The 15,371-nt window shown below is 61.5% G+C and carries 17 protein-coding genes; 3 read left to right on the top strand and 14 right to left on the bottom strand.

Going from position 1 to position 15,371, the window contains the following annotated elements; all coding sequences use genetic code 11:
* Positions 1–3: 3 nt before the first annotated feature.
* The 7 genes from BPHY_RS28000 to sdhC form a co-directional block, all read right to left on the bottom strand.
* The gene (locus BPHY_RS28000) at positions 4–1,707 is read right to left on the bottom strand and encodes a methyl-accepting chemotaxis protein (protein WP_012404827.1); all 1,704 of its coding nucleotides are present in this window, start codon (positions 1,705–1,707) and stop codon (positions 4–6) included.
* A 261-nt stretch (positions 1,708–1,968) separates the two neighbouring features.
* Complete coding sequence (locus BPHY_RS27995; protein WP_012404826.1) at positions 1,969–3,528, bottom strand: methyl-accepting chemotaxis protein; 1,560 nt, start codon at positions 3,526–3,528, stop codon at positions 1,969–1,971.
* A 292-nt stretch (positions 3,529–3,820) separates the two neighbouring features.
* The gene (locus BPHY_RS27990; RefSeq protein WP_012404825.1) at positions 3,821–4,093 is read right to left on the bottom strand and encodes an FAD assembly factor SdhE; all 273 of its coding nucleotides are present in this window, start codon (positions 4,091–4,093) and stop codon (positions 3,821–3,823) included.
* Positions 4,093–4,797: a succinate dehydrogenase iron-sulfur subunit gene (locus tag BPHY_RS27985; RefSeq protein WP_012403652.1), complete on the bottom strand. Its 705-nt coding sequence runs from the start codon at positions 4,795–4,797 to the stop codon at positions 4,093–4,095. Before BPHY_RS27985 ends, BPHY_RS27990 begins: the two co-directional genes overlap by 1 nt.
* A 31-nt stretch (positions 4,798–4,828) precedes the next feature.
* Entirely contained in the window at positions 4,829–6,604 is a 1,776-nt protein-coding gene (gene sdhA / locus BPHY_RS27980) for a succinate dehydrogenase flavoprotein subunit (RefSeq protein WP_012403651.1), read from the bottom strand.
* Positions 6,605–6,608: 4 nt separating this feature from the next.
* On the bottom strand, positions 6,609–6,977 hold the full coding sequence (sdhD, locus tag BPHY_RS27975) for a succinate dehydrogenase, hydrophobic membrane anchor protein (RefSeq protein ID WP_012404824.1): 369 nt from the start codon (positions 6,975–6,977) through the stop codon (positions 6,609–6,611).
* Between the two features lie 3 nt (positions 6,978–6,980).
* On the bottom strand, positions 6,981–7,397 hold the full coding sequence (gene sdhC, locus BPHY_RS27970) for a succinate dehydrogenase, cytochrome b556 subunit (protein WP_012404823.1): 417 nt from the start codon (positions 7,395–7,397) through the stop codon (positions 6,981–6,983).
* A gap of 198 nt (positions 7,398–7,595) precedes the next feature.
* Here sdhC and BPHY_RS27965 point away from each other — a divergent pair, with 198 nt between their 5' ends.
* Positions 7,596–8,492, top strand: coding sequence for a LysR family transcriptional regulator (locus BPHY_RS27965; RefSeq protein ID WP_012404822.1), 897 nt, complete (start codon positions 7,596–7,598; stop codon positions 8,490–8,492).
* 4 nt (positions 8,493–8,496) lie between these two features.
* Here BPHY_RS27965 and BPHY_RS27960 read toward each other — a convergent pair whose 3' ends face one another.
* Positions 8,497–9,075, bottom strand: a complete 579-nt coding sequence (locus tag BPHY_RS27960; RefSeq protein WP_012404821.1) for an NnrU family protein — start codon at positions 9,073–9,075, stop codon at positions 8,497–8,499.
* A gap of 181 nt (positions 9,076–9,256) precedes the next feature.
* Between BPHY_RS27960 and BPHY_RS41980 the strand changes: the two genes are divergently transcribed.
* Positions 9,257–9,394, top strand: a complete 138-nt coding sequence (locus tag BPHY_RS41980) for a hypothetical protein (RefSeq protein WP_012404820.1) — start codon at positions 9,257–9,259, stop codon at positions 9,392–9,394.
* A gap of 42 nt (positions 9,395–9,436) precedes the next feature.
* Here the strand turns inward: BPHY_RS41980 and BPHY_RS27955 are convergent, their stop codons facing one another.
* From BPHY_RS27955 to BPHY_RS27930, 6 genes are all read right to left on the bottom strand, one after another.
* Complete coding sequence (locus BPHY_RS27955) at positions 9,437–10,162, bottom strand: GGDEF domain-containing protein (RefSeq protein ID WP_012404819.1); 726 nt, start codon at positions 10,160–10,162, stop codon at positions 9,437–9,439.
* A gap of 2 nt (positions 10,163–10,164) precedes the next feature.
* Complete coding sequence (locus tag BPHY_RS27950; protein WP_012404818.1) at positions 10,165–10,560, bottom strand: DUF1987 domain-containing protein; 396 nt, start codon at positions 10,558–10,560, stop codon at positions 10,165–10,167.
* Positions 10,561–10,578: 18 nt separating this feature from the next.
* On the bottom strand, positions 10,579–11,142 hold the full coding sequence (locus tag BPHY_RS27945; RefSeq protein WP_012404817.1) for a SiaB family protein kinase: 564 nt from the start codon (positions 11,140–11,142) through the stop codon (positions 10,579–10,581).
* Positions 11,143–11,145: 3 nt separating this feature from the next.
* Entirely contained in the window at positions 11,146–12,387 is a 1,242-nt protein-coding gene (locus tag BPHY_RS27940; RefSeq protein ID WP_012404816.1) for a SpoIIE family protein phosphatase, read from the bottom strand.
* Positions 12,388–12,853: 466 nt separating this feature from the next.
* Positions 12,854–13,687 carry an amidohydrolase family protein gene (locus tag BPHY_RS27935; protein ID WP_012404815.1) on the bottom strand — a complete coding sequence of 278 codons (834 nt, stop codon included), beginning with the start codon at positions 13,685–13,687 and terminating at the stop codon, positions 12,854–12,856.
* A gap of 212 nt (positions 13,688–13,899) precedes the next feature.
* A complete protein-coding gene (locus tag BPHY_RS27930) occupies positions 13,900–14,655 on the bottom strand; it encodes an SDR family oxidoreductase (RefSeq protein WP_012404814.1) in 756 nt (251 codons plus the stop codon).
* A gap of 268 nt (positions 14,656–14,923) precedes the next feature.
* Between BPHY_RS27930 and BPHY_RS27925 the strand changes: the two genes are divergently transcribed.
* Complete coding sequence (locus tag BPHY_RS27925) at positions 14,924–15,304, top strand: DUF3331 domain-containing protein (protein ID WP_012404813.1); 381 nt, start codon at positions 14,924–14,926, stop codon at positions 15,302–15,304.
* The last annotated feature ends 67 nt before the right edge of the window (positions 15,305–15,371 follow it).

Genomic DNA, 15,371 nt, shown 5'->3' with positions numbered 1-15,371 from the left:
CGCTCAAGACGTCTGCCAGTCAACGGCGGTTGGCGAGTCGTCGCGAGGCGCATGCTGCAAGACGGCCTTCTTCGCAGGCGCTGCGTTTTGCTTCGATGACACGGTACGCGCTTTCGTCGCAAGCACGACTGGCTCGCCTCCATCAAGCCTGAACATCGCCACTGCCGCCTTGAGGCTATCGGCCTGATCGGCCATCGCCTGAGCCGCCGCCGTCGCCTGCTCGACGAGCGCGGCGTTTTGCTGCGTCACCTGATCCATCTGCGCGACGGCCGTGTTGACCTGCTCGATACCCGTCGATTGCTCCGCCGATGCGGCAGCTATCTCGCTCATGATGTCCGTCACGCGCTTGACGGATCGAACGACTTCGTCCATCGTCGCGCCCGCATCGTGCACGAGCGTCGAACCCGTCGTCACATGCGACACCGACGTCACGATCAGTTCCTTGATCTCCTTCGCGGCCGCTGCGCTGCGCTGCGCAAGCGTGCGGACTTCACCCGCAACGACGGCGAAGCCGCGTCCCTCTTCACCCGCACGCGCGGCTTCGACGGCTGCGTTGAGCGCGAGGATGTTCGTCTGGAAGGCAATGCCTTCAATCACCGAGATGATCTCCGACACACGCGAGGAACTGGACGAGATGTCGTCCATCGTCGCAACCACCTTGCGCACGACGTCTCCCCCCGTGCTCGCAGTCTGCGACGCATTGCCCGCGAGCGTGCTGCCCTGGCGCGCGTTCTCGGTGTTCTGCCGGACAGTCGATGTGAGCTCTTCCATGCTCGCAGCCGTTTCTTCCAGCGACGCCGCCTGCTCTTCCGTGCGCTGCGACAGATCCGTATTGCCTTGCGCAATTTCGCGCGCCGCAACGGCAATCGACTCCGCCGCCGCCTTGATGTCGGCGACAGTCGACGTGAGACGTCCACGCATCGCGTCGAGCGACCCCATCAGGCTGTCCGCATCGCTATTCGAAAGATCGACCTTGACGGCGAGATTGCCCTGCGCGATCTGCGCGGCAACTTCCTGCGCTGTGGCCGGCTCACCGCCCAGTTGCCGAAGGATGCTGCGCGTAATCAGTGTGGCCGTGATGAGCGCGAGGGCGACCGATGCAGCGACAATCAACGCGATCAGCATGCGAATACGCGAGTACGTCGCAACGGCGTCCTGCTGCGCAACCTGATTTGCCTGATCCTCGAACTGCGCCAACTCCGTTGCGCGCGCGAGCCACACACGCTGCGTGGGCCGAGCGCTTTCAAGCAGCAGTTGCGTCGCGACGATCGTATCGTTCGCCAGACAGAGTTCGACCACCTTGTTCATCGGCGCGGCGGCAGCGGCTTCATCCTGCTTGAGCGCCGTCATCAGCGCGCGCTCGCGTGGATTCACGCCTGCCTCTTCTGCGAACGAACGGTCGAGCGCTTGATAGGCAGTCGCATATAATTCGTTCTGCTTTGCAATTCGCTCGGCTTCGGCGCGCCTGTCGGCTGCACTTGTGTACAGCACGACGTTGCGCATCGCGATCGCGCGATCCTGAATCGACGCGCGTAGTTCATTGGCGAGACGCGCTTGCGTGCCGTTGACGCGCGCAATTTCATCGAGCTTGTCGTTCAGTGCGGACAAGCCATAGAAACTGATGAGCGCTATCGCGAGCAGCAAACCTGTCAACAGGCCGAATCCGACGAGCAGGCGCGTCGACACCTTCAGTTGGCTCAGTTTCATTGCAATCGTGCCTTTTTAATTGGTTACAGCTTGTTTACGGCACGCCAACGACTGACTGAAGATTAGCTTGATGTCACACTGCAAATGGAACGCTCGTACGCCGATACGCCAATACCAATTGGCTGTTACGCCAGATTCGAGAGAGCCTGGCGATGCTGCGCAGAACATGCACGTCGAGTGGGACTCGCCTGTAGAGGCGATGTGCATTTGCAAAGATGCCTGTTCGCCAGAGCCGTCCGGACCTTCTATCTCCCAAAACACCTAGAACGACTTCGTCAGCTTGAATGCCGACACAGCTTCGCGCATCGTCTGCGCCTGCGTTTCCAGTGCGCTCGCAGCCGCCGCGGCCTGCTCGACGAGCGCGGCGTTCTGTTGCGTGACCTGATCCATCTGGCTCACCGCGTGGCCGACCTGCTCGATGCCGTCGCTCTGTTCCGACGTCGCCGTAGTGATTTCGCCCATGATGCCCGCAACGTTGCGCACCGAGCGCACGATTTCCGTCATCGTTGCGCCCGCTTTCGTAACGAGGCCGTTGCCGTTCTCGACGTGATCGATGGATGCGCCGATCAGCGCCGTGATCTCGCGCGCAGCACCTGCGCTGCGCTGCGCGAGCGTGCGCACTTCGCCCGCGACGACAGCGAAGCCGCGTCCCTGCTCGCCCGCGCGAGCCGACTCGACGGCCGCGTTCAACGCGAGAATGTTGGTCTGAAACGCGATGCTATCGATCATCCCGATGATGTCCGCGATCTTGCTCGAACTCGCGCTGATTTCGGCCATCGTTTGCACCGCGCGCTCCACGACCTCGCCGCCCTGTTGCGCGAGATCGGCGGCATCGGTGGCAAGCTTGTTCGCCTGACGCGCGTTCTCGGCGTTCTGGCGCACGGTCGACGTCAGTTGCTCCATGCTCGCGGCCGTTTCTTCGAGCGATGCCGATTGCTCTTCGGTACGGCTCGACAGATCGAGGTTGCCCGCCGCAATCTCGCGCGCTGCCGTGTTAATGGCTTCGCAGCTTTCGCGCACACCCGACACCGTGCGCGTGAGACTCGACTGCATGCGATGCATCGCGGCAAACAACTGGCCGATCTCGCTCTTGCTCGCTTGCGGTACGCGCACCGTCAGATCGTTCGACGCGATGCGGTCCAGCACGTCCGCAGCCTGCGCGAGCGGCCCGGTCACCGTGCGCTGCAAAGCGAGGTACGCGAGCACGATCAGACCGACCGCGATCCCGATCCCGAGCATCACCGTGCCGACGATCCACTGAAAGCGCTGGTTGCCGTTTGCCAGCGAATCGTCGGAAAGCTGGTTCGCGAGCTTCTGAAATTTCTCGACGTTGGCCGAATAGACCTGACCCGATAGTGTGATGTCGGTGTCGTTGAGCGTTGCATACGCGGCCGTGTCGCCGCTTCGCAGCGCGTCGCACGCGCGGCTGAGGGCATTGGCAAGCTGCGCCGCTGATTCGAGCACCTGCTGCTTGAGCGTGGCGTCGATACCGTCGAACGCAGGCGCTTTCTCGAACGCCTGCATCTCGCGTGCCGACAGAACCAGCGTGCGCTGTGCGCTTTGCAACGCGGAATCGCGCGTCGCGGTGTCGTTGCGTTCCTTGAGCGCCGTATAAGCGCGCATCAGCGCAGAACGGGTGCGCGCCGTGTCCTTGTATGCATCGTTGACGAGAATGGTCTGACGCGCCATGTCGCGCAAATTCTGCGCGTTGCCATTGGTGATCTTCAGCGCTCCGATGCCGACCACGCCGCCCAGCAGAATCATCGACGCGAATACCACAAGCAATGCAAGGAGACTGGCCCGTACCGTAACGTTGCGCATGCTGATCGATGCCAGCCTGCGCCGGCGATGAGTTGATTAAACCGGCTTAACGGCCATATCAGAGGGCGCTTTAGGCCAGCAGTACTTTTTGCCGACTCTCGTCAACAAAAGTGCATTCCGCATGCTTAGATGTCTAGCTTCTTGGACGGTGTGCCGAGCGACAGACGATGTCGAAGCACAGTAGAGGCATCTCGCGTCGGGCTCCGAATGTCGAGGCTCGGCCGAGCGCGAGATGAGAGACGGGAAATGAGAGGCGCTGCTATTTGCGGGAATCAGCCTGCGCAACTGCGGTTCACGCAGTGCGCAGCATCTCCAGCACCCGCCTGACATCTGCGTCGGCGAGGTCGCCTTCCGGTTCCTTGCGTGCGAGCAGCAAGTCCATCAGGTCGTTATCGCTCAGTTCGAGCAGGCGCGTGAGCGCGCCCACGTCTGCATCACTGAGGTCATGCTCATATCGGCTGAAAAAACGCTCGAAGATCAGATCGTTTTCCAGCAGGCCGCGCCGCGCACGCCAGCGTAGGCGCGCGCGGCGAAGGGGGTCGGACTGATGCGGTGTATCGCCCATCAGACCGTCCGGCGCACCATCAATTCCTTGATCTTGCCGATCGCCTTCGTCGGATTGAGCCCCTTCGGGCACACGTCGACGCAGTTCATGATCGTATGGCAACGGAACAGACGGTACGGATCTTCCAGATTGTCCAGCCGCTCGCCCGTCGCTTCGTCACGGCTGTCCGCGATGAAACGGTAGGCCTGCAGCAGCCCCGCCGGGCCCACGAACTTGTCCGGATTCCACCAGAAGCTCGGGCACGACGTCGAGCAGCTCGCGCACAGAATGCACTCGTACAGCCCGTCGAGCTCGTCGCGCTCTTCCGGCGACTGCAGACGCTCCTTCTCCGGCGGCGGCGTGTCGTTGATCAGGTACGGCCTGATCGAGTGGTACTGGTTGAAGAACTGCGTGAAGTCGCAGATCAGGTCGCGCACCACGGGCAGCCCCGGCAGCGGACGCAGCACGATCTTCTGCGGCAGCTCGTTCAGGTTCGTCAGACACGCAAGACCGTTCTTGCCGTTGATGTTCATCGCGTCCGAGCCGCACACGCCTTCACGGCACGAGCGACGGAACGACAGCGTCTCGTCCAGTGCCTTGAGCTTCACCAGCGCGTCGAGCAGCATGCGCTCGTGCGAGTCGATCTCGATCTCGTACGTCTGCATGCGCGGTGCGGCGTCCTTGTCCGGGTCGTAGCGGTAGATTTCAAATGTACGCTTGGCCATTTTGTGGGGTCCTTTGACTTGTGCGTGTGCCTTAGAAGGTACGCGCTTTGGGCGGCACCGATTCGACCGTCAGCGGGTTCATGTGCACCGGCTTGTAGTCGAGGCGGTCGCCTTCGCTGTACCACAGCGTATGGCGCAGCCAGTTCTCGTCGTCGCGATGTTCGAAGTCGTTCTGCGCGTGTGCGCCGCGGCTTTCCTTGCGCGCCTCGGCCGACACCATCGTCGCGCGCGCCACTTCGATCAGGTTCTCCACTTCGAGCGCTTCCACGCGCGCCGTGTTGAATACCTTCGACTTGTCCTTCAGGTGGATGTTGCCCACACGGCCGGCCACTTCGCGAATGCGTTCGACGCCTTCGGCCAGCAGCGCCGACGTGCGGAACACGCCCGCATGCTTTTGCATCGTCGAGCGGATGTCGTTCGCGACAACCTGCGCGTACTCGCCCGAGCTCGAGCTGTCGAGCTTCGCCAGACGCGAGAGCGCGAAATCGGCTGCATCGGCCGGCAGCGGCTTGTGTTCCTTGATTTCCTTCACGTGCCTGACGATGTGGTTGCCCGCCGCGCGGCCGAACACCACCAGGTCGAGCAGCGAGTTCGTGCCCAGCCGGTTTGCCCCGTGCACCGACACGCACGAGCATTCGCCCACGGCGTAGAAGCCGTTGATCGGGTCTTCGTGGCCCTTCGCGGTGCCCACGACCTGACCGTGGATGTTCGTCGGAATGCCGCCCATCTGGTAGTGGATGGTCGGAACAACCGGGATCGGCTCCTTGATGCAGTCGACGTTTGCGAACTTCAGCGCGATCTCGCGGATCGACGGCAGACGCTTCATGATCGTCTCCGCGCCGATGTGCGACAGGTCCAGCAGCACGTGGTCCTTGTTCGGGCCCACGCCGCGGCCTTCCTTAATCTCCTGGTCCATCGAGCGCGAGACGAAATCGCGCGGCGCCAGGTCCTTCAGCGTCGGCGCGTAGCGCTCCATGAAGCGCTCGCCGTTCGCGTTGCGCAGAATGCCGCCTTCGCCGCGCACGCCTTCAGTGATCAGCACGCCCGCGCCCGCCACGCCCGTCGGGTGGAACTGCCAGAATTCCATGTCCTCGAGCGGGATGCCCGCGCGTGCGGCCATGCCCAGGCCGTCGCCCGTGTTGATGAACGCATTCGTCGATGCCGCAAAGATGCGGCCCGCGCCGCCCGTGGCGAACAGCGTGGTCTTGCCTTCGAGGATATAGACGTCGCCCGTTTCCATTTCCAGCGCGGTCACCCCGAGCACGTCGCCATCGGCGTCGCGGATCAGGTCCAGCGCCATCCATTCGACGAAGAACGTCGTCTTCGCCGCGACGTTCTGCTGGTACAGCGTGTGCAGCAGCGCGTGGCCGGTCCGGTCAGCGGCAGCGCACGCGCGCTGCACGGGCTTCTCGCCGTAGTTCGCGGTGTGGCCGCCGAACGGGCGCTGGTAGATCGTGCCGTCCGCGTTGCGGTCGAACGGCATGCCGAAGTGTTCCAGTTCGTAGACCGCGTTCGGCGCTTCGCGGCACATGAACTCGATCGCGTCCTGGTCGCCGAGCCAGTCGGAGCCCTTGATCGTGTCGTAGAAGTGGTAGTGCCAGTTGTCTTCGCTCATGTTGCCGAGCGACGCGCCGATGCCGCCCTGCGCCGCGACGGTGTGCGAACGCGTCGGGAACACCTTCGAGAGCACGCACACGGAGAGGCCCGCGCGCGCGAGCTGCAGCGACGCGCGCATGCCCGAGCCGCCCGCGCCGACGATGACCACGTCAAATTTGCGGCGCGGCAGGGAATTCTTGATTGCAACCATTCTTTTACACTCTCCAGAGAATCTGCGCAGCGTAGCCCGCGCACGCGAGCAGCCAGACGATCGTCAGCGCCTGCAGCACCAGCCGCGTGCCCACGGGCTTGATGTAGTCCATCCAGATGTCGCGCACGCCGACCCACGCGTGATAGAAGAGCGACAGCAGCGTGACGAACGTGGCGAGCTTCATCCATTGCGTGGCGAAGATGCCTGCCCAGCCGTCGTAAGAGAATGCCTGCGCGCCGAAGAACCAGCCCAGCAGAATGAGGGTGTAGACGGCCATGATGACGGCCGTGATGCGCTGCGCGAGCCAGTCGCGCAGACCGTAGTGCGCGCCCACGACGAGGCGCTTCGAGCCAACCCGGTTATTTGCGGACATGTTTTAGAAAGCTCCGAACAGTTTGAGCGCGAAGGCGATCGTCAGGATCGACGACACGGCGAGCACGACCACCGATGTGCGCTTGCCGCGCTCCTTCGACACCGCGTCGTGGTTCATGTCCATCAGCAGATGGCGCACGCCCGCGCAGAAGTGGAACAGGAACGCCCACCCCAGCACCAGCGTGATCAGCTTGACGATGATGTTCGACAGGAAGCCCTTGAACACCTCGAAGCTCAGTTCCGAGCTCAGGCTCTGGTCGAACAGATAAAGCAGGAATGGAAGGAAGACGAACAGCAGGCCGCCGCTCACGCGGTGGAGAATCGACACGCGCCCCGCCAGCGGGAGACGGTATGCCGTCAATATCTGTCCGATACCGATGTTCCGGAATTCCGGCCTCGGTTTTTTTAAAGTGTCAGCCACAAATAGACCCCTTCGGCATTTCAAAAGAAACGATCACAGGCGCGACGCGTCCTGCTTTCTCCTCTTGACGCTTGTTTGGGGACGTTATCCGGGGAGACTTTCAGGCGGCAGACCGCGCGATAGCGATATTTTGTCGCGGGACTGTTATACTGTCCAATATCTATCGCGTCTTTCTGAAATAGTTTTTACAGATATCGCATGGAATTGCGCCATATCCGCTACTTTCTCGCCGTCGCCGAAGAGCGCAATGTCACCCGCGCAGCCGAGCGGCTGGGTATCGGCCAGCCGCCCCTCAGCCAGCAGATCCACGCGCTCGAAGACGAACTGGGCGTGCGCCTGTTCCGCCGCACGGGGCATGGCGTGGTTCTCACGGAGGCCGGCGAGTCGTTCGCCGCCGATGCGAAGCGCATTCTGCACGACACGCGCCTTGCCGTCGAAAACGCGCAGAGCGCCGGGCGCGGCGAAATCGGACAGTTCAATATAGGCTTTACCGGTTCGGCGGCTTTCAATCCTGTCGTGTCGAAGCTGATCCGCGCCTACCGCCAGGCCTATCCGAACGTCACGCTCACGCTGGCCGAAGGCAATACCGCGCAACTGCTCGCGTATCTCGACGACGACCGCGTGGATGTCGCGTTCGTGCGTCTCGGCAGTCAGTCGCCCGCCGGTGTGCAGTTCCATCACATCGCCATCGAGCCGATGAAGATCGTGCTCCCCGCCACGCACCGTCTCGCGAAGAAGCGCAAGATCGCGCTGTCCGCGCTCGCGGAAGATCCGTTCGTGATGCTGCCTAGAGAGGCGAGTCCCACGCTGCATGATGTGATCGTCGGCGCGTGCAGAGAGGCGGGATTCGAACCGATAGCCGGGCAGCAGGCGCCGCAGCTGTCGTCCGTCGTGAACCTGGTCGCAGCGGAATTCGGCGTGTCGCTGGTGCCGGCTTCCGTGTGTCAGATTCAGGTCGAAGGCGTCGTATACACGGACGTGCTCGGCAGTTCTATCTCGATTCGTCTCGCGCTGGCGTCGCGCATCGAATCGACGCCGGCCAAGACCGCCAACTTTCTCGAGAAGGCGTTGGCGTTCGCTTCTCCGATCGACTAGGTCACTATACGAACGGCTTCACGCCAATCAGCCAGCCGTGAAGAAAGAACACGAACGCGACCCAGAGAACGACACCTGCCACCACCGGCATCACATCTCTTGACAGCGTGCCACCCGGATAGACCACGCCCTCCGCGCGATCCCGCCGCCGTGCCGCCGCGTAATCGAAGACTGCCCAAACGAGAAAGGCGCCAAACAGCACGACAGCATGCAACGTTGCGCTTACGAACAAATGCGCGAGCGCCCATAAACCGACGCCAGCCGTCATCGGATGCTTGACGATCGACTTGAAGTGATTGCCCGGCGCATGCGCAGCGGGAAAGAGGATGAAGGCGATCAGCGTCAGCACGCCCGTGAGATGCGGCGACCATGCGGGCGACGTCCACAGTACGACGGGCTCGCGTCGCGCGATTCCATAGCCCCAGATGATCAGCACCAATCCGACCAGCGACACGACCGAATACGCCGCTTTCCAGTTCTTCGCGCCCATCCGCTCGATGGTCGCTTTGCGCCACCCTTCGGCAAAAATGCGAACAGAATGACCGCCCAGGAAAATCAGCAACCCCAGTATCAGTATCGACATGAAGGCTCCTCGTGACAGATGTCGCCGGATGGACACGATTGTCCTGCATGATGTTGAGTGTGCCAATAGCGCCACGCCATGCGCACTGCACTCACGCGCATGCAAAAACGAAGGCGCGCCTTTTCACGGCACTGCATTACGCCGTCGGAACCACGCCTTACGGAAAGCAGCAAGGCAGGTCATGACGCGTGGCATTCGCTTTCGCGCGAAGTTCAAGGCAACGCAAGGCGTCGTCGCCATCGCAGGCGCACTGCAGATCGTGCTGTTCCCTGCGACAAAGGCCGCGCTGATTCTGACGGTTATCTGCAGCCGGCGTTGACCTGGCGCGAAAGCACACGCGGGCACTTTCGCCATCGTCGCCTTACGGATTGGCGAATTCCACTCTGTTGCGCCCGCCACGCTTCGCTCGATAGAGCGCTGCATCCGCGAAGCCGTAAGCCGTGTCGAAATCGGTGCCGGGCGGGTTGGCGCTGACGCCGAAGCTCGCCGTGACGCGGCGATCCACGGGTGAGGCAAACACATGACGGCCAATCGCTTCGCGCATCTTCTCCGCTTGCCGCAGCGCTTCAGCCGGTTCGTGCGCGGGCAGCAGCACCGTGAATTCTTCTCCGCCCACGCGGCCGATAAAGCCCCGCTCGCCCACGATACGCCGCAGACATTCGACGATACCCATAATCACGGCATCGCCCGCAGGATGGCCGAAATCGTCGTTGACGCGTTTGAACTCGTCGATGTCGAGAATGATCATGACGGCGCTGTCATGGCGCAATACCTTTGTCGTTCGCTCGATCACCGCGCTGCGGTTGAACACGCCCGTGAGCGCATCGTGCGTCGCACGATGTGCGAGCTGCTGCGCAAGCGCCTGCATCTCGCGTTCAGCGCGATCGCTACGGCCGATCAGCCGGCGCGTCTCGCGCATCAGGCGTTCATAGTGCCCGATGAGTTCGGCCAACGACTGGCGATAGTCGTCCGCATCCGCGTCGGCAGCCGCATGAATTGCGCGCGCCTTCTCGAGCGCTTCGTTCTCGTTCTGGAACAGATCGGGCGCGTCGCTTACAGGCGCACACAACGTGGAGATCGGGAGCACCTTTATTGTCCTTCGTGAGAGACAGGCCGGTCGGTGAATTCTATTGCGAGAAAATCGGTCTTCAGTTCTTCGCCGAATTCGGCAATCGTTTCGTCTTCTTCGTCGCGATACCAGTTCAAGAGCACGCGGCTGCCCGATTGCGCGGCTTCGTCCAGCGCGCCGAACACGCTGAACAGCATTTTCGTGCTGGAGCTGTTGAAGTAGGTCAGCACGACGTCGACCGTAACGACGGCGCCCGTCGATTCGCCGAGGTACTGACGCAACTGTTCGATGACGGGTGCGTAAAATGCGGCCGCGTTCTCGGGATACGACTCGCCCCTGAGCAGCAGCTGATGCTGGTCGAATTTGAAATCGACTTCCGGCGACGTCGCCGTTGCGGCAATGTAGAGATTGTCCATAGCTCGTGCCTTTTATACTCAGATGATGGCCTTGAGGCAAAACAGCGTGGTTCCGGGTTCGTCGGCACGCGGATGAAATGCGAACTCGAGCGGCGCACTGGCATCGCGCGCCATCGTCAGGAAACCCAAACCTGCGCCCTTGCTCTCTTCGGGTGTATCGGCTCGCAACGAGACCTTGTAGGCCTGCTTGATTTCTTCGACCGACATGCTGCGCAACGGCTCCAGCTTGTTGCGCAGCCCTTCGACGTCATCCGTCGCGACAGGATTCACGCACATCATCAGATGCCGCTCGTCTTCCGTGGTGATGCATACCGCGCCCTCGCGAATCGAGCCGCCGCCTTCATTGTCGGGCTGAAGCGAGTCGGACGAGTAATGGACGATGTTCTGCGACAGTTCGACGAACGACGAAAACAGTTTGCGGCGCGTCGATGCGCTCACGCCTGCAATTTCCAACTGCAACTTGACGACCTCGCCCATCGCCGCGACGATGTTGTGGGAGAAATAGCCCTTGTGATAGAAGAGCACGTTACGCCGCTGCGCCAGGTCGAAAAAAGCGCGATCTTGTTCCAGTAGTTGAGACATGCTTTATTGGTCGGTAATGCGGGCACAAAACAGGGTGAGGTCATCGCGGCGTGCTTGCACGCCTTGCCATTCGGCCAGCGCACGCCGCAGCTTTTCGCAGATCGCGGCGGGCGATTCGGCGCGGTTCTTCAGAATCAGATCAAGCGCGCGGCGGCGTCCGAAAGAAATATTGCGCGGGCCGCCGATCTGATCGATGAGTCCGTCCGTGCAAATAAAGAGCAGGCTGCCGCGCGGCACCGCAATCTTGCGCAACTGCCATGCGTAGTCCGCGAGGCTGTCGACGTAACCGACGCCCATGCGGTCCGCGGCGATCGTTTCGAATTGGTCCGAGTCCGGCACGAGTATGTGCAGCGCGATCCTCGCGCCAGCAAAATGCAACTGGCCTGCTCTGGCATCGAACCAGAAGAACGCGGCATCGAGGCCATCGTTCGATTGCGACACTTCAGACGCGCTATGCACCTGCCCCAGCAAGCTCTTCACATTGCGGTTGACGGCCGCGAGCAATGCGGCCGGATCGCGCGGGCCGATTTGTTCGAGCGCCTGCGACAGCGACGCCGACGCAAGCAGCGTCATGAAGGCGCCCGGCACGCCGTGGCCGGTGCAATCCGCCGTCGCGCCGAACCATCCATGCGCGAACGCGGCGAAATGATAGAAGTCGCCGCCGACCACATCGCGCGGTTCCCATATGAGCGCCGCTTCCGGCAGGCTCGCAGCCAGCGTTTCGCGAGACGCGCGCAACATCGCTTGCTGGATCACGCTCGCATATTCGATGCTCTGCATGATCTGGCGATTCTTTTCCGCTTGCATCTCGGCGACCGCGCCGAGCAGTTGCAACCCGCTGCCCAAACCTGCGAAATGGCCGTCGCGCGTCACGACGAAACCGTCGACGAGCGCCTTTTCGCCGACCTCCACAGTCTTGAAGGTCAGCGCTTCGATGGTCATGCCGGCATCGACGACGAGCGGCTCCTTGTCCATGAAAGCGATGCAACTCTTCTTGTCGTACAGTTCGCGGTGAAACGGCTTGCTCATCTGCGACAGAAAGATATCGCGGTTAATCAGTCCGACAGGCCGGCCACTTTCCAGCACCGCGAGGCTTTTCATATCGCTGCGATCAGAGAAGATCTCCATGACGCGCGAGTTGGGATCTTCTGCATCGACGGCGGGGACTTCCTGACACAGGTCGCCAGCAAAGCGCGGGTCCCCTTGTGCAGACGAACGGCTAAAGCGCGAAAACACTGGATGCATGGCGAAGCGAGCCAGTCGACGAAGAAACCCTGCACGCTAATATTTCTCTGTGTACTTTGCGTGACAGCGAGTACTTTAGATGAACAATTCACAACGAAATTGTTCGTCCTTCTCATTAAAAAGACCTTCGCTTTTCCAATATTTTTGGAAGCCGTATCGATGGCAAACGTTTGCTGTCCATAATATGGATCAAAACCTCTGCAAGCCAGGCATTTTCGTGGCTTGAGATGTGTTGAAGCCGACGTAATACATTCTCCATGAACAATGCCGGTCCGACTAAGTCTGTAGCTTGCCTTTGCTTCAAGGGTCGCGCAAACGATTGCTTATTGGCAAGCTACCACCGTCCGATTACTGATCCAGAGGAAATAAAGATCCATTCGATACGCGAAGTCGGCACGCATGGTTATTCTGGTGTAAATCGTCGCGAGTTGTAGGAACATAGGTTCTGCCGACGCGAAGGCGCGCATCACTGCGCAGCAAATCCGAACAGCCGCCGCGGCGTTTCCCACTGAATCTGGCGCCTGACCGCCGCATCAGGCACGATCTGTTCGAACAGCGTCAGCAAGGGCCCATAGTCGAGCCGCTCGGGCGCGCGCAAAAAAGGCCAGTCCGAACCCCACACGCAGCGTTGCGGACCGAATGCGCGTATCAATGCATGCGCATAAGGCCATGCGTCCTCATACGGATGCGGGCGACGCGAATACTTTTGCCAGCCCGACAGCTTGACGCTCGCGCGTCCGCTGTCCGCGAGCCGCAGCAGCGCCTGGAAAGCGGGCTGTTGAATGCCCGCTTCGATATCGGGCCGGCCCCCGTGATCGATCACGAGTTGCACCTCCTGCTGCGCGAGCCACGGTTCGAGCGCAACCATCTGCTCGCCGCAGACCTGAATCTGCGCGATCATCCCAAGATCGGCTAGCGACGCAAAGAGCGCACCCGCTTCGAGCACGAGATCGACACCTTCCATCGCAGGATTGAATGCGACACCCACGACATGTGCGCGCTGCAGCGCCGCCAGTTCGCTCCGGCCAATTGCGTTATCGACGACGGCTATGCCGCGAAAGCGGCCTTCGCAGGTTTCCAGCGCATCGAGCAGGCAACGGTTGTCGGTCCGATAGCCGCTCGTCGGGCCGACGAGCAGTGCATGCCGTACGCCGTATGCGTCCATCACGCGCATGAGCTGCGCGGCTGTGCCGATCTCCTGGAGCGCAGGCCGGTACATCGTGTCGGCGCGATACGGAAAGCGGACTGGATCGAAGATATGGCAGTGGCAGTCGATCTTTTCTTCGTTGAATATGCTCATCAGGTGGTCCCGGTTCGGATCGCTGCGAGTGCGGCACCAAGAGTCTAACGGCTCGACGTTTCGCTGTCATATGCCCCGTTTGCGCTGCCCTACAACTTGTGATTAATGGCCGACACGGACCACGGTAGAGCGATGCATTTCAAGCTGAGGTAAAGGGAAGTGTTTCGTGAGGTGATGCATGCCGGCCGAGCCCGTCTGAAGGTTCGAAAGAATCACGCCTTGCCTGGCGAGCGGCGCAGCCACTCGTCGAGTCCGATGCGCCCGATCAGCGCATCGCCCAGCGGCACGAGCGAGTGCTCGTCGACGAGGCCGCCGAAATAGCGAGCTTCGGGGTCGCGCACTACCTTGCGCCTATCGCCGACCGTCTTCAGATAGCGGGCAATGATTTCGTCGAACGGCGCGCGTTCGGGACCGGCGATATCGACGATGCCGTTGCGCGGCGCGGCGAGCGCAGCGTCGGCGACAAAGCTGGCGACGTCGTCCGCCGCTATCGGCTGGAACAGGCCCGGCGACAGCCTCACGGTATCGCCGACCACGCTCGAATCGGCGATTCCGCCGAGGAATTCATAGAACTGCGTCGAGCGGACGATCGTGTACGGAATGCCCGAAGCAGCGATCAGCTTTTCCTGCGCGACCTTGGCGCGGAAGTAGCCGTTTTCCGGCGTGCGGTCGGTCCCGACGATGGAGAGCGCTACATGGTGCCGAACGCCCGCCTCGGTTTCCGCCGCTCGCAGATTGCGCCCGGAGGTTTCGAAGAATTCCAGCACGGCCTTGTCTTCGAACGACGGAGAATTGGACAGGTCGATCAGCACATCCGCTCCCGCCAGAGCTTCCTTGAGCCCTTCGCCCGTGATGGTATTGACGCCGCTTCTGGGCGATGCAGAGGCCACGTCGTGGCCCGCCTGACGCAGAATGGCAGCCGTCTTCGAGCCGATCAGGCCCGTGCCGCCGATGATAACGATCTTCATGACCAAGTCTCCTTAAAGCATGTATTGAAAACTTTCCGGCGCTTCCATCCGGAAGCGCTTAACGGAAAACACACGATAAAACCATAGACGTTCTTCAGGAAAATGAAACGTCGCTCTGAGAGCCGACCGTTTGCCTGGCGCCCCTGCCCTCGACACACAGCGCGTCAATTGATGTTCCCGATGCAACACCATGCTCCGCGTCGCGAGTCTTCTGCGGCCGCATGCTTCCCACTACGATTCAGCCTGCGCAGACGCAGAGAGGCTGGAGATGAGCAGAGTCGATCCATGGAGTCAGATTGTCACCGGGTTGCACGATCGTCCGCGATTCGTCCCACAGTGGGACCCGACGGCCGCGATGGCCAATGCCTCGTCGATCCGGCGCATCGAGTGGCAAACGAGCTGCACGATTCTGGTTTCATGGAGCGACTCGACCCTCGGCCGTTTCGAGGATCAGACGTGGCGAGCCGGCTTTGCCCGCACGTCCGGTGTCTGCGGGCTCACGGGTGTGCCTGTGCGGCGCGGCGATCCCGTGTTCCGGCCGCTACAGAAAGGCGGTGTCATGCCGAGAAACGCACTCGACATGATTCTCGCCAGGACGTTGCCGCACGGCAGCGGTGATGGGAATCAAAGCATCGAAACGTGGGGGTGAATCGCTCAGTCCGCGGCGCGGCGATACTTCGCAACGTACTTCGCCTGCGTGATGATCGTTTCTATGC

Source organism: Paraburkholderia phymatum STM815, from assembly GCF_000020045.1.
GTDB classification, from domain to species: Bacteria; Pseudomonadota; Gammaproteobacteria; order Burkholderiales; family Burkholderiaceae; genus Paraburkholderia; species Paraburkholderia phymatum.
Note: the sequence above shows the minus strand (reverse complement) of the source record. Positions and strands in the feature narration are given on the sequence as shown.

Coding starts and splice junctions, on each gene's coding strand:
- BPHY_RS27925 (WP_012404813.1), top strand. CDS start 14,924: ATGAGCAGAGTCGATCCATGGAGTCAGATTGTCACCGGGTTGCACGAT.
- BPHY_RS27965 (WP_012404822.1), top strand. CDS start 7,596: ATGGAATTGCGCCATATCCGCTACTTTCTCGCCGTCGCCGAAGAGCGC.
- BPHY_RS27935 (WP_012404815.1), bottom strand. CDS start 13,687: ATGAGCATATTCAACGAAGAAAAGATCGACTGCCACTGCCATATCTTC.
- sdhA (WP_012403651.1), bottom strand. CDS start 6,604: ATGGTTGCAATCAAGAATTCCCTGCCGCGCCGCAAATTTGACGTGGTC.
- BPHY_RS27990 (WP_012404825.1), bottom strand. CDS start 4,093: ATGGGCGATACACCGCATCAGTCCGACCCCCTTCGCCGCGCGCGCCTA.
- BPHY_RS27985 (WP_012403652.1), bottom strand. CDS start 4,797: ATGGCCAAGCGTACATTTGAAATCTACCGCTACGACCCGGACAAGGAC.
- BPHY_RS27945 (WP_012404817.1), bottom strand. CDS start 11,142: ATGTCTCAACTACTGGAACAAGATCGCGCTTTTTTCGACCTGGCGCAG.
- BPHY_RS28000 (WP_012404827.1), bottom strand. CDS start 1,707: ATGAAACTGAGCCAACTGAAGGTGTCGACGCGCCTGCTCGTCGGATTC.
- BPHY_RS27950 (WP_012404818.1), bottom strand. CDS start 10,560: ATGGACAATCTCTACATTGCCGCAACGGCGACGTCGCCGGAAGTCGAT.
- BPHY_RS27940 (WP_012404816.1), bottom strand. CDS start 12,387: ATGCATCCAGTGTTTTCGCGCTTTAGCCGTTCGTCTGCACAAGGGGAC.
- BPHY_RS27960 (WP_012404821.1), bottom strand. CDS start 9,075: ATGTCGATACTGATACTGGGGTTGCTGATTTTCCTGGGCGGTCATTCT.
- BPHY_RS41980 (WP_012404820.1), top strand. CDS start 9,257: ATGACGCGTGGCATTCGCTTTCGCGCGAAGTTCAAGGCAACGCAAGGC.
- BPHY_RS27930 (WP_012404814.1), bottom strand. CDS start 14,655: ATGAAGATCGTTATCATCGGCGGCACGGGCCTGATCGGCTCGAAGACG.
- BPHY_RS27995 (WP_012404826.1), bottom strand. CDS start 3,528: ATGCGCAACGTTACGGTACGGGCCAGTCTCCTTGCATTGCTTGTGGTA.
- sdhD (WP_012404824.1), bottom strand. CDS start 6,977: ATGTCCGCAAATAACCGGGTTGGCTCGAAGCGCCTCGTCGTGGGCGCG.